A 12,786-nucleotide genomic window follows, 5' to 3' on the forward strand; every position below is an offset into this window, starting at 1 on the left:
CCACAACGGACGGAGAAACCGATGGAGTCAGCCGAAGAGGCCATCACCCGCCGCGTGGCGGAGGCCGGCGCGCGGGTCCGGCGGCACGCGGCCACCGCGGCGGTCGCGCTCGCGCGGGTCCGTGTCCTGGTCGCCGTGCGCGGCGCGGCGCTGCGAGCCGCCGCCGCGGCACGCGGGGCGGTTCGTCCGCCGCGATGAAAGATTCGCCGGGAGTCGTCGGTTTCGACGAATCGGGCGCCCCGGCCTTCGCCCTAGCATCCCGGCATCGCCGGTTCCCATCGTCGGACGAGAGGCAACCATGTCGAAACTCACCGAACTCTCCGCCTGGCTGGAAAGCCGGCTCCCCGCCGTCCTGGCCGAGCACCACGTGCCCGGCGCGGCCGTGGCCGTGTACGCCGGCGGCGAGATCATCGACCACGCGGCCGGGGTGCTCAACAAGGGCACCGGCGTCGAAGCGGACACGGACTCGCTGTTCCAGATCGGGTCGATCACCAAGATCTGGACGACCACGCTGGCCCTGCAGCTGGCCGACGAGGGCCTGCTCGACCTCGACCAGCCGGTGCGGAAGTACCTGCCCGAGTTCACGATCGCCGACAGTGTTGCAGCTGCCAATATTACGGTCCGGCAGCTGATGTGCCACACCTCGGGCTTCGAAGGCGACATCTTCACCGACACCGGCCGCGGCGCCGACTGCGTCGAGAAGTACGTCGCCACCCTCGGCGACGTCCCGCAGCTGTTCGCACCCGGCGAGATGTTCTCCTACAACAACGCCGCCTTCTGCGTGCTCGGCCGGGTCGTGGAGGTGCTGCGCGGCAAGTCCTACAACGACTGCCTGGCCGACCACCTGTTCGTCCCCTTGGGACTGACGCACGCCGCGGCCAGCCCGTACGAGGCGATCCGCTTCCGGGCCGCGCTCGGCCACCTCACCCCCGAGCCCGGCGCGGACCCGCAGCCCGCCGGGGTCTGGGCACTGGCGGCGTCCAACGCTCCGGCCGGCGCGATGCTCGCCATGCGCCCGCGCGACCTGGTGACCTTCGCCGGCATGCACCTGCGGGACGGCGAAGGCCCGGACGGCACCCGCGTGCTGAGCGCGGAAAGCGCCCGCGCCATGCGGGAACGCGTCGTGGAGCTGCCCGACCTCGGCCTGATGGGCGAGGCGTGGGGCCTGGGCTGGTCGCTGTCGGAGGGCGGCGCGGTCGTCGGCCACGACGGCGGCACGATCGGCCAGTCGGCCTTCCTGCGCCTGGCGCCCGGGCACGACGTCGCCGTGGCACTGCTGACCAACGGCGGCAACCCGATCGCCGTCTACACCGAGGTCGTCGGCCACCTCCTGAAGGAGCTGACCGGCATCGAGCTCAAGGTGCCGCCGGTGCCGCGGCCGGACGCGCCGCGCGTCGACGCCACCCGGTACGTCGGCGAGTACTCCTCGTCCGTCGCGGACATCGTGGTCAGCCAGGACGAAGACGGCCGCGTCTGGGTCGAGCGCATCCCGAAGGGGATCTTCAAGGAACTGATGGGCCCGCAGAAGAGCGAGCTGGTCGCGATGAACGGCGACACGCTGATCCTGGCCGAGCCGATGCAGGGGATGCACCTGCCGCACGCCTTCGTCGGCGACGACGGCACCGGCCGCGCGCTGTACCTGCACACCGGCCGCGCCGACCGGCGGGTGAGCGCGTGAAGAAGGTCGAAACGAGGATCGCGGACGCCTTCCTGGCGGCGGGCGCGCGGGGTTTCGTGCACGCGCGGGAGATCGGCGGCGGGGCCGAGGTGGCGCTCGGCGCGGACGACCCCGTGGTGCTCGCGTCGGTGTTCAAGATCCCGGTCGCCCTCGCCTACGCCCGCGAGGTGGTCGCCGGGCGGCTCGACGAAACCGAGCGCACGCGGGTCGGTAAGCGCTACCGCATCGGCGGGATCGGCACCGCCGGCTGCGCCGACGACGTCGAGCTGAGCTGGCGCGACCTCGCGCTGTTCATGCTGACCATGAGCGACAACGCCGCCACCGACGTGATCTACCACCGCGTCGGGCAGGACGCCGTCGACCGGGTGCTCGCGGACCTCGAGCTGCGGCGCACGCAGCTGATCGGCTGCTGCGAGGACCTCTTCGCGTCGGTGCTCGCCGACCTCGGGGCCGCCGGCGCCGACGACCTCGACGCCGTGCTCGCCGCCGCGACCCCCGAGCAGGTCTGGAAGCTCGCGGTGCTCGACCCCGACCGTACGACCTCCTCGACGCCGCGGGAGATCACCACGCTGCTCGAGGCGATCTGGACCGACCGCGCCGCCGAGCCCGCCGCCTGCGAGCGGGTGCGCAAGATCATGGCCCAGCAGATCTGGCCGCACCGGATCTCCTCCGGCTTCGGCTCCGACGTCACGATCGCCGCCAAGACCGGCACCCTGCCCGCGGTGCGCAACGAAGCGGGCGTCCTGTCCTACCCGGACGGCCGCCGGTTCGCCGTCGCCGTCTTCACCCGCGCGGACTCCCTCGCCGAGCGGCAACCCGCCGTCGACGCCGCGATCGGCAAAGCCGCCCGGCTCGCCGTGGACCACCTCCGGAAGGAAACCCCATGACCAAGACACGGACCGCGGCGGTCCTGCTCGGGGTCGTCGCCCTCGCCGCGACCGCCTGCGGGGGCCCGGGCGGCAGCGCCGGCAGCGGCGACGGGACCCCGGTCGACGGCAAGACGTTCAGCCTCGGCGTCGGCTCCGACCCCGGCAGCCTCGACCCGCACATGACGGTGCTGTCAGTGGCCATCCAGGTCGACCGGTTCCTCTACGACTCGCTGCTGGGCCTCGACGACGCGGGCAAGCCGATCGCCGGGCTGGCCGCGAAGTGGGAGGCGTCGACCACGACCGCGTCGTTCACCCTGCGCCAGGGGCTCACCTGCGCGGACGGCAGCCCGCTGACCGCCGCCGACGTCGCGGCCAACATCAACTTCATCGGCGACCCGGCGAACAAGTCGCCGATCGCCGGCCTCTACATCGCCCCGGGCACCAAGGCGACCGCGGACGCGGCCGGCACGATCAACGTCACCAGCGGGAAGCCGGACGCGTTCCTGGCCCGCAACGTCGGCGGGGTGCCGATCGCCTGCGCCAAGGGCCTCGCGGACCGCAAGCTGCTCGCCAAGGGCGACGCCGGCACCGGGATGTTCACCGTCTCCGAGTCCGTGCCCAACGACCACTACACGTTCACCCGCCGCAAGGACTACGCGTGGGGCCCGGGTGACTGGAAGGCCGAAACCGGCTTGCCGGACAAGGTCGTCGTGCGGGTCATCCCGAACACCACGACCGCCACCAACCTGCTGCTGTCCGGCGAGCTGAACGCGGCCCAGATCAACGGCCAGGACCGGCAGCGGCTGGAGGCGCGCAAGCTCTTCCACACCGACTTCACCGCCCCGATCGGCGAGGTGTTCTACAACCAGGCGACCGGGCGGCCCGGGCAGGACGAGGCCGTCCGCCGGGCGCTGACCCAGGCCTTGGACCTGCCCCAGCTCGGCAAGGTGCTGACCAACGGCGCCGGGCGGCCGTCGAAAGGCATGATCACGAACGAGCCGCAGGTGTGTCCCGGCGACACCGTCACCGGCAGCCTGCCGGCGCACGACCCGGCCGCCGCGGCGGCCGCGCTGGACACCGCGGGCTGGAAGAAGGGCGCGGACGGCGTCCGCGCGAAGGACGGCAAGAAGCTTTCGCTCACCGTCCTCTACGGCACCCAGCTCGGCCCGACGATGGCGCCGACCGCGGAGCTGGTCCAGCAGCAGTGGAAGACCCTCGGCGTCGAGGTCACGCTCAAGGCGGTCGACAGTCCCGGCCTCAGCCAGGTCCTGTTCGGCACCGGCGAGTGGGAGGTCTCCCTCGGCCCGGTCGGGTTCTCGCTGCCGAGCCAGCTGGTGCCGTTCGTCTCCGGCCCGGCCGCGCCCGACGGGACGAACTTCGCGCACATCAGCAACCCCGGCTACGACCAGGGAGCGCAGGCCGCGGCGGCGAAACCCGGTGACGCCAGCTGCGCGGACTGGAACGCGGCGGAGACCGCGCTGGTCAAGCGGGTGGACGCGGTGCCCTACTTCGACTCCGTCGTCCCGATCTACGCCAGCGGCGCGAAGTTCGCCCTCAGCCAGGGCAGCCTGACGCCGTCCTCGATCCGGATGTACGCGAAATGACCACGGCGACGGCGCCCGCCGGCCTGCGGGGCAGCCCGTGGCCGGCGTTCGCCGCGCGCCGGCTGACCCGGTTCGTGGTGTCGCTGTGGGCCCTGGTGACCGCGGCGTTCCTGATGATCCACCTGGTGCCCGGTGACCCGGTGCGAGCCGCGCTCGGGCTCACCGCGCCCGCGGACCTGGTGGCGGCCAAGCGGGCCGAGCTCGGCCTGGACGATCCACTGTGGACGCAGTACGGGCACTACCTGCGCGGCCTGCTGACCGGCGACTTCGGCACGTCGATGGCGAGCGGCCAGCCGGTCACCCAGGTGATCGGCGACCGGCTGCCGGCGACGCTGCAGCTGGCGGTGCTGGCCTTCGCGGTGGTGGTCGTCGTAGCGATCCCGGTTGGCGTCGGCTTCGCGGTGCTGACCCGCGGCGGCCGCCGCCGCGGCGCCGAGCTGGGCTTCACGTCGGTGACCGTGTTCGTGGCCGCCATCCCGGAGTTCCTGGTGGCGGTCGGGCTCGTCGCGCTGCTCGCGGTCGGCCTCGGCTGGTTCCCGGTCGCCGGCGGGGACGACGCGAGCGCGTACGTCCTGCCGGTGGCGGCGCTCGCGGTCGGCCCGGCGGCGGTGCTCGCCCGGATGGTGCGGGTGGAGCTGCTTTCGGTGCTGGGCGCCGACTTCGTGCGCACCGCGAGGGCGAAGCGGTTGCCCGCGCGGCTGGTGTACGTCCGGCACGCGCTGCCGAACGCGCTGACCGCGACGCTCACCCTCGGCGGGCTGATGCTGACCGCGATGGTCGCGGGCACGGTGCTGGTGGAGAACGTGTTCGCCTGGCCCGGCCTCGGCTCGACGATCGTCGCGTCGATCCTGCAGAAGGACTACCCGCTGGTGCAGGGAGTCGTGCTGGTCTACGGCGTCGGCGTGCTGCTGGTGAACCTGCTGGTCGACGTCGTGCTCGGGCTGCTCGACCCGCGCTCGGCGATTCGGGAGGCGTGAGATGGCGCGACGCGGTTCGGTCTGGCTCTCGGCGGTGCGCACGCCGGTGGGCGCGTGTTCGGCGGTCCTGCTGGCGGCGGTCGTCGTCCTGGCGGTGCTCGCCCCGGTCCTGTGGGGTGACGCCGCCGCGGCGATCGACACCGACGCCATCGGCCAGGGCCCGTCCGGGGCGCACTGGTTCGGCACCGACTCCCTCGGGCGTGACCTGTTCTTCCGCACCCTGGTGGCGACCCGGCTCTCGGTCGGCCTCGCGGTGCTGGCGACCGTGATCGGCGTCGGCGCCGGGGTCGTGCTCGGGACGCTGCCGTCGGTGCTGCCCCGCTGGGCGGGCCGGCTGCTCACCGCCGCGGTCAACGTCGCGGTCGCGTTCCCCGGGCTGCTGCTGGCCCTGTTCCTCGCGGTGATCTTCGGCGTCGGCACCCAGGGCGCGGTGCTGGCGATCGGGTTCGCGGTGGCGCCGGCGTTCGCCCGGCTGGTGCAGACGCTGACGGCGTCGGTCAGCGGCCGCGACTTCGTCGACGCGGCGCGGGTTTCCGGCGTCGGCCGGATCCGGCTGCTGGCCCGGCATGTGCTGCCCAACATCGGGGAGCCCCTGGTCGTGAACGCGACCATCGGCGCGGGCTCGGCGTTGCTGGCCTTCGCCGGGCTGTCGTTCCTCGGGATCGGCGTGCAGGCGCCGGACTTCGACTGGGGACGGCTGCTGCGCGAAGGGCTCGACGGCATCTACGTGAACCCGGTGGCGGCGCTCGCGCCCTGTGCCGCGGTGGTGCTGGCCGGGCTGGCGTTCAACCTGGTCGGGGAGACGGTGGCCGCGGTGGTCGGCGTCCGCACCCGCGCGACGAAGCGCTCGGCGGCTCCGCTGCCACCCGCGTCGACGGCGGTCGTGGCCGAGCCCGCCGCCGACGCCGTGCTCGTCGTCGAGAACCTCCGGGTCGCGTTCCCGGGCCCGGGCGGGTGGACCGTGCCGGTGCGCGGGGTGAGCTTCAGCGTCCGCCCGGGCGAGGCGATCGGCGTCGTCGGCGAGTCCGGCTCGGGCAAGAGCCTGACCGCGCTCGCGGTGTCGCGCCTGATCGAAGCACCCGGCGTGGTCACCGCGGACCGGCTGGAGTTCGACGGCAAGCCCGTCGAGAAGGCGGCGGACCGCGACCTCGGCACGTCGCTGGCGATGGTGTTCCAGGACCCGATGACGTCGTTCAACCCGGCCCGCCGGGTCGGGCGGCAGCTCGCCGAGGTGTCCGAGCAGCACCACGGCCTGTCGCGGCGGGCGGCGTTCGCCCGCGCGGTCGAGAAGCTGGCCGCGGTGCGCGTGCCGGCCGCGGCCCGGCGGGCCCGGCAGTACCCGCACGAGTTCTCCGGCGGCATGCGGCAGCGGGCGATGATCGGCATGGGCCTGATGGGCCGGCCGAAGCTCGTCATCGCCGACGAGCCGACGACCGCCCTCGACGTCACCGTGCAGCGGCAGGTGCTGCGCCTGCTGGCCCGCACGCGCGAGGCCGAGGGCGCGGCGATCCTGCTCATCAGCCACGACATCGCCGTCGTTTCCCAGACGTGCGAACGGATGCTGGTGATGTACGCCGGGCGCGTCGTCGAGGACCTGCCGACCGGGAGCCCGGCCCAGCACCCGTACACGCGGGCGCTGCTGGCGACCACAGTGGACCTCGACACCGACCGCGACGAGCCACTGGCCGTGATCCCCGGCCGTCCGCCGGAACCCGGCCAGGTGCCCGGCGGCTGCGCGTTCGCCGCTCGCTGTCCACTGGCGACCGACCGCTGCCGCAGCGAAGATCCGGTGCTGGTGCCGGCCGCCGGCCGGCACCGGGTGGCGTGCTGGCACCCGCAGGTGAGCGTCCTTTCCGGACAGTCGCACGAGGAGGGGGCCGCATGAGCGCGCTCGAGTTCGACGCGGTGAGCGTCCGCTACGGCCGGTTGACCGCGGTCGACGGCGTCTCGTTGACCGTTCCGGCCGGACAGGTCGTCGGCCTGGTCGGCGAATCCGGCTCGGGCAAGTCGACGCTGGCCCGCGCCGCGGTCGGGCTCGCGCCGGTCAGCGCGGGCCAGGTGCGCCTCGACGGCGTCGATGTGCGGCGGCTGCCGAGGCGCCGGCCACTGCAGATGGTGTTCCAGGACCCGTATTCGTCGCTGGACCCGCGGATGGCGATCGGCGAGTCGATCACCGAGGCGATGCCGCGGGGGACGTCCCGTGGGGACCGCCGCGCCGAGGTGGCCCGGCTGCTCGACCTGGTCAACCTCGACCCCGAACGCGCCGCGATGCTGCCGGGGCAGCTTTCCGGTGGGCAGCGCCAGCGCGTCGCGCTCGCCCGGGCGCTGGCCGGGCAGCCGAAGGTGCTGATCGCCGACGAGATCACCTCCGCGCTCGACGTCTCGGTGCAGGGCGCGGTGCTCAACCTCGTCCGTGACGTGCAGCGGCGGCTCGCGCTGTCGATGCTGTTCATCTCCCACAACCTCGCGGTGGTGCGCTACGTCAGCGACGTCGTCGCGGTGATGTACCTCGGCCGGATCGTCGAGGCCGGGCCCGCCGAGCAGGTCCTCACCGATCCGCGGCACCCGTACACGCGGGAGCTGCTGGCCGCCGCGCCGTCCGCGCACCGCCACCTGCTCGACGACCGCGGCGACGACGTGCTCGCCGACACCGAACCCGCCGACCCGCACCACCCGCCGCCCGGCTGCCGCTACCACCCGCGGTGCCCGATCGGCCCGCTCGTGCACACCGACCGCACCCTGTGCGTCACCGCCGATCCGGCCGCCGACGCCGCCCACCGGCCGCACCACGCGGCCTGCCACTTCGCCGCCTGAGATCCGTTATCCCACAAGGAGAACACGCATGACCCGACGCCTGGGCACCGACGACCTGGCCGCCTTCGAGTTCCCCGAGCACCCGGCGATCTCGCCCGACGGCGCCCGGATCGTCTACGCGCTGCGCACCACCGACCGTGACGCCGACGAAGACCGGCGCTCGCTCTGGCAGGTCGCCACCGACGGCGGCGAGTCACGCCGGCTGACCCGGGGCAAGGCCGACGCGGCCCCGGCGTTCTCCCCGGACGGCACGCGGATCGCGTTCCTGCGCGCCCAGGACGGCCCGCCGCAGCTGTGGCTGCTGCCCGCCGACGGCGGCGAGCCGGAGCAGGTCACCAAGCTCCCGCTCGGCGCGGGGGCGCCGGTGTGGCGCCCGGACGGCGCCGAGATCGCCTTCAGCGCCCCGATCGACCTCAACGCCGAGGAAGGCGAGGACGACGGCGCGCAGGGGCGTCGCGCGAGCGCCCCGGTGGTCGCCGACCGGCTCGACTTCAAGGCCGACGGCGCCGGGCTGCTGCGCACGCTGCGCAAGCACGTCCACGTCCTCGACGTCGCCACCGGCGAGGTCCGGCGGGTGACGTCGGGGGACTGGCACGCCGGCGACCCCGCGTGGTCCCCGGACGGCGACCGGCTGGCCTTCCCGGCGGCCCGCGACGTGGACGCCGACCTGACGTTCCGTTCGGGTGCTTACGTGGTGGAGCCCGGTGACCGCACGGCGGAGCCTCGCCTGGCCGGCGCGGGTGACGGCATGTGCGGCACGGTCACCTGGACCTCCGACGGCCGGGCCCTGCTCGCCGTCGGCCGTCGCGACACCGCCCCGGGCCACGCCGGGCTGCTGCGGATTCCCGTGGACGGCGGCGAAACCGTCGACCTGGCGGCGCCGCTCGACCGCAACGTGATGCCCGGCGGGCCGGGGTACCCGGGCGCGCTCCCGCAGGTCGTCGGCTCGACGGCGTTGTTCTGCGTCCGCGACCGCGGTTACACGCACCTGTACGCAGTGGACGTCGAAGGTGGTGAACCGCGGCGGGTGCTCGGCGAGGCCGGGCAGGCGGTGGCGGGGTTGAGCGTCGCGGGGACCACCGCGGCGGTCGTGCTGGCCACGCGGACCTCCTACGGCGAGATCGCGACCGTCGACGTCGCCGGGGGCGCGGCGAAGGTGCACACCACCCACGGCGCGGGCGAGATCGAGCTGTTCGCCCACGAGGAACGCGAGTTCACCATCTCCGACGACACGGTCGTGCACGGCTGGCTGCTGCGCGACCCCGCCCGCACCGGCCCGCTGCCGCTGCTGCTCGACATCCACGGCGGCCCGCACAACGCGTGGAACGCCACCGCCGACGCGGCGCACGTCTACCACCAGGAGCTCGCCGCGCGCGGCTGGGCGGTGCTGCTGCTCAACCCGCGCGGCAGCGACGGCTACGGCGAAGCGTTCTACACCGCCGCCGTCGGCGCGTGGGGCGTGGCCGACGCCAAGGACTTCCTCGAGCCGCTGGACCAGCTCGTCGCCGAAGGGGCGGCGGACGCCCGCCGGCTCGCGGTGTCCGGCTACAGCTACGGCGGCTACATGACCTGCTACCTGACCAGCCGCGACGACCGGTTCGCCGCCGCGGTCGCGGGTGGCGTGGTCAGCGACGCGACCAGCATGGCCGGCACCTCCGACAGCGGGCACTACCTCGGCGTCGTCGAGCTCGGTGCGATCGCCTCGGAGAACCGCGCGCACTACGCGGCGCTTTCCCCGCTGGCCCAGGTGGAAAAGGTGCGCACGCCGACGCTGATCGTGCACGGCGCCGACGACGAGCGGTGCCCGGCCGGGCAGGCCGAGCAGTGGTTCACCGCGCTGCGCGAGCAGGGCGTGCCGACCCGGATGGTGCTCTACCCCGGCGCGTCGCACCTGTTCATCCTCGAGGGCCGCCTTTCGCACCGCGTGGACTTCAACCGCCGGATCGTCGACTGGGTCGAGCAGCACGCGGGCGAGCCGGGCAAGCCGGCGCGCGTGCCGCTGGACACCGCGCACTGGCGGCGGCGCCTGGCCGAGCTCGCGCGCAAGCACCGCGTGCCCGGCGCGGCACTGGGCATCCAGCGCGGCGACGACCGGGTGCTGGTCAGCACGGGCGTGCTGAACAAGGCCACCGGCGTCGAGGTCACCGACGACTCGGTGTTCCAGATCGGCTCCATCACCAAGGTCTGGACGGCCACGGTGGCGATGCAGCTCGTCGACGAAGGGCTGCTGGAGCTCGACGCGCCGATCGCCGACGTGCTGCCCGACCTGAAGCTGGCCAACCCCGACGTCACGAAGCAGGTGACGCTGCGGCACCTGCTGACCCACACCAGCGGCATCGACGGCGACGTCTTCACCGACACCGGCCGCGGCGACGACTGCCTCGAGAAGTACGTCGGGCTGCTCGACCGGGCCGCGCAGACCCATCCCCTCGGCGCGACCCTGTCCTACTGCAACTCCGGCTTCGTCCTGGTCGGCCGGGTGATCGAGAAGCTGACCGGGAAGACCTGGGACGTGGCGCTGCGCGAGCGGCTGTTCACCCCGCTCGGCCTGAAGCGCACGAGCACCCTGCCGGAGGAGGCGCTGCTGCACCGCGCGGCGATGGGCCACGCGGCGGCCGGCGACGAAGAACCGCAGCCGGCCCCGGTGTGGGGGCTGCCGCGCTCGGCGGGCCCGGCCGGGCTGATCACGGCGTCGACGGAAGACGTCCTGGCGTTCGCCCGCATGCACCTGCGCGGCGGCCTGGCGACCGGCGGTGCGCGGGTGCTGTCCGAGGCGTCCGCGGCGGCGATGACCGAGCACCAGTTCGAGATGCCGGACAAGGACACCCTCGGCGACTCGTGGGGCCTCGGCTGGATCCGGTTCGACTGGGACGGCCACCGCGTCCACGGCCACGACGGCAACACGATCGGGCAGTCGGCGTTCCTGCGGATCCTCCCGGGCGCAGACCTCGCGGTGACGCTGCTGGCCAACGGCGGCAGCACCCACGACCTCTACGAAGAGCTCTACCGCGAGATCTTCGCCGAGCTGGCCGGCGTCGCGATGCCGCGCCCGCTCGAGCCGGCGCAGCCGCCGGTCGAGGTCGACGCGTCGGAGTTCCTCGGCGTCTACGAGCGCGAGTCGATCCGGACCGAGGTCACCGCCCGCGAGGGGAAGCTGTGGCTGCGCCAGACCGTCACCGGCCCGCTCGCCGAGCTGATGCCGGAGACGACGACCGAGGACGAGCTGGTGCCGATCGGGCCGGCGCAGTTCGCGCACCGCCCGAAGGGCATGCGGGGCTGGATCTCGGTGACGTTCTACTCACTGCCGACGGGGGAGCGGTACCTGCACACCGGCGTGCGGGCGACCCCGAAGGTCAAGGAGTGACGACGAGCCGCTGCGTGCTTCCGGTGTCCCGCCAGGCACTTTCGACGTCCTGGAGGGGCACCGGCCGCGCGTCGATCCGGAAGCGGCCGATCTCCGCGGCGAGGGCGTGCAGCTCCGCGACGATGTCGCGCGTCGGCACGGAACCCTGACCGCTGCCGACGAGCTGCAGCCGCGCCGCCCGCAGCGCGGCCGAGGGGAGCTCGATGGTCGCGCCCGCCACCGAGCCGATTTCCACCCAGGTCAGCGGGCGGCCGCGGTCGGCGCGCTCGGTGACGACGGTCCGCAGCGCGTCGGTGGTGGGCGGTCCCCAGACGTAGTCGAGCACGACGTCGACGTCGGCGGCCTTGCCGAGCTCGTCGAAGGTGAGTGCTTCGTCGGCTTCGGTCCCGGCCAGCCGCTCGGTGTCGCGGCCGGCGGCGATCACCCGGCCCGCCCCGAGGTGCCGGGCGACCTGGACGGCGAGGCGGCCGGCGTTCCCGGTGGCGCCGAGCACGAGCACGTCCTGCCCGGCGGCGAACGCGATCCGCTTGCGCAGCGCGACCCAGGCCGACATCGCGGGGTTCATCCCGGCCGCGACGAGCACCGGGTCGGCGTCTTCGGGCAGGACGACGCTGCGCCGGTTGTCCACGACGGTCCGCTGCGCCATCGAGCCGAGCGTGGTGTCGGGCAGGACGAAGTACCGCAGCGTCCCGTCGGGCGCCCGGCCGACGCCGTCGATGCCGGGGACGAGCGGGAGGTCCCCGGTGCTGGTGTAGTGCGAGCCGCCGGCCTGCGAGCGGACCCGCGGGTGCAGCCCGGCGGCGACGACGTCGACGACGACCTCGTTTTCGCCGATGGCTTGGGGTTCCGCGAAGTCCTGGCAGGTGGGCGAGGTACCGAACTCGGTGACGACCGCGGCGCGCATGGAGTCTCCTTTTAGTTGGTAATGCCCACTAAGTTAGCTGGTATCGCCAACTAGTTCAAGGTAGTCTCGACGCATGACCGAACCCGGCGACGTGCTCGACGACCTGGCCCAGGTGTCCTTCGTGGTGATGGCGAAGCTGAGCCAGGTGGCGGCCGCGCACGAGCTTTCCCTGACGCAGCTGCGGGTGCTGGGCATCCTGCGTGACCGCACGCCGAAGATGGCGGAGCTCGCCACCCACCTCGGCCTGGACCGGTCGTCGGTGAGCGGCCTGATCGACCGCGCGGCCAAGCGCGGCCTGGTCTCGCGGCAGGCCAACCGCGAAGACGGGCGCTCGGTGCGGGTCGCGCTCACCCCCGAGGGGCAGGCGCTGGCCCGGGAGCTCACGGCGGAGGTGGCGGCGTTGCTGGCGCCGCTGACGGCGGACTTCGGCGCGGCGGACCGGAACCGCCTCGGCGTCCTGCTGAGCCGCATGCTGGCATGAGCCCGGTCACGTGGGGAACAACGCCGGGCGTGGAGCGTTGTAACGGGTGTCGGTACGGAGGAGTCCCCGGGCCTCACCCCTTGCCTTCACGGAGT

General features: G+C 73.6%; 10 protein-coding genes. 9 read left to right on the forward strand and 1 reads right to left on the reverse strand.

Annotated features, from left to right (window positions below):
* The first annotated feature begins 21 nt into the window (after window positions 1–21).
* The 8 genes from M8542_RS40675 (at window position 22) to M8542_RS40710 (ending at window position 11,306) form a co-directional block, all read left to right on the forward strand.
* Window positions 22–198 carry a hypothetical protein gene (locus tag M8542_RS40675; protein WP_257925721.1) on the forward strand — a complete coding sequence of 59 codons (177 nt, stop codon included), beginning with the start codon at window positions 22–24 and terminating at the stop codon, window positions 196–198.
* A gap of 100 nt (window positions 199–298) precedes the next feature.
* Complete coding sequence (locus M8542_RS40680; RefSeq protein ID WP_257925722.1) at window positions 299–1,678, forward strand: serine hydrolase domain-containing protein; 1,380 nt, start codon at window positions 299–301, stop codon at window positions 1,676–1,678.
* Entirely contained in the window at window positions 1,675–2,565 is an 891-nt protein-coding gene (locus tag M8542_RS40685; RefSeq protein ID WP_257925723.1) for a serine hydrolase, read from the forward strand. Before M8542_RS40680 ends, M8542_RS40685 begins: the two co-directional genes overlap by 4 nt.
* Window positions 2,562–4,151, forward strand: coding sequence for an ABC transporter substrate-binding protein (locus M8542_RS40690; RefSeq protein WP_257925724.1), 1,590 nt, complete (start codon window positions 2,562–2,564; stop codon window positions 4,149–4,151). The genes M8542_RS40685 and M8542_RS40690 overlap by 4 nt, the downstream gene beginning before the upstream one ends.
* Window positions 4,148–5,128: an ABC transporter permease gene (locus M8542_RS40695; protein WP_257925725.1), complete on the forward strand. Its 981-nt coding sequence runs from the start codon at window positions 4,148–4,150 to the stop codon at window positions 5,126–5,128. Before M8542_RS40690 ends, M8542_RS40695 begins: the two co-directional genes overlap by 4 nt.
* 1 nt (window position 5,129) lies before the next feature.
* Entirely contained in the window at window positions 5,130–7,013 is a 1,884-nt protein-coding gene (locus M8542_RS40700; RefSeq protein WP_257925726.1) for a dipeptide/oligopeptide/nickel ABC transporter permease/ATP-binding protein, read from the forward strand.
* Window positions 7,010–7,942, forward strand: a complete 933-nt coding sequence (locus tag M8542_RS40705) for an ABC transporter ATP-binding protein (protein ID WP_257925727.1) — start codon at window positions 7,010–7,012, stop codon at window positions 7,940–7,942. Before M8542_RS40700 ends, M8542_RS40705 begins: the two co-directional genes overlap by 4 nt.
* Window positions 7,943–7,970: 28 nt before the next feature.
* The gene (locus M8542_RS40710) at window positions 7,971–11,306 is read left to right on the forward strand and encodes a serine hydrolase (protein WP_257925728.1); all 3,336 of its coding nucleotides are present in this window, start codon (window positions 7,971–7,973) and stop codon (window positions 11,304–11,306) included.
* Here M8542_RS40710 and M8542_RS40715 read toward each other — a convergent pair.
* Window positions 11,296–12,210: a quinone oxidoreductase family protein gene (locus M8542_RS40715; RefSeq protein WP_257925729.1), complete on the reverse strand. Its 915-nt coding sequence runs from the start codon at window positions 12,208–12,210 to the stop codon at window positions 11,296–11,298. The genes M8542_RS40710 and M8542_RS40715 overlap by 11 nt on opposite strands.
* A 73-nt stretch (window positions 12,211–12,283) precedes the next feature.
* Between M8542_RS40715 and M8542_RS40720 the strand changes: the two genes are divergently transcribed.
* On the forward strand, window positions 12,284–12,691 hold the full coding sequence (locus M8542_RS40720; protein ID WP_257925730.1) for a MarR family winged helix-turn-helix transcriptional regulator: 408 nt from the start codon (window positions 12,284–12,286) through the stop codon (window positions 12,689–12,691).
* Window positions 12,692–12,786 lie beyond the last annotated feature (95 nt).

It is taken from the genome of Amycolatopsis iheyensis (genome assembly GCF_024703995.1).
GTDB classification, from domain to species: Bacteria; Actinomycetota; Actinomycetes; order Mycobacteriales; family Pseudonocardiaceae; genus Amycolatopsis; species Amycolatopsis iheyensis.

What these genes read in the sequence shown, in the direction of transcription:
- M8542_RS40675 (WP_257925721.1), top strand. Translation starts at nt 22, where the DNA reads ATGGAGTCAGCCGAAGAGGCCATCACCCGCCGCGTGGCGGAGGCCGGC.
- M8542_RS40680 (WP_257925722.1), top strand. Translation starts at nt 299, where the DNA reads ATGTCGAAACTCACCGAACTCTCCGCCTGGCTGGAAAGCCGGCTCCCC.
- M8542_RS40690 (WP_257925724.1), top strand. Translation starts at nt 2,562, where the DNA reads ATGACCAAGACACGGACCGCGGCGGTCCTGCTCGGGGTCGTCGCCCTC.
- M8542_RS40695 (WP_257925725.1), top strand. Translation starts at nt 4,148, where the DNA reads ATGACCACGGCGACGGCGCCCGCCGGCCTGCGGGGCAGCCCGTGGCCG.
- M8542_RS40700 (WP_257925726.1), top strand. Translation starts at nt 5,130, where the DNA reads ATGGCGCGACGCGGTTCGGTCTGGCTCTCGGCGGTGCGCACGCCGGTG.
- M8542_RS40705 (WP_257925727.1), top strand. Translation starts at nt 7,010, where the DNA reads ATGAGCGCGCTCGAGTTCGACGCGGTGAGCGTCCGCTACGGCCGGTTG.
- M8542_RS40710 (WP_257925728.1), top strand. Translation starts at nt 7,971, where the DNA reads ATGACCCGACGCCTGGGCACCGACGACCTGGCCGCCTTCGAGTTCCCC.
- M8542_RS40715 (WP_257925729.1), bottom strand. Translation starts at nt 12,210, where the DNA reads ATGCGCGCCGCGGTCGTCACCGAGTTCGGTACCTCGCCCACCTGCCAG.
- M8542_RS40720 (WP_257925730.1), top strand. Translation starts at nt 12,284, where the DNA reads ATGACCGAACCCGGCGACGTGCTCGACGACCTGGCCCAGGTGTCCTTC.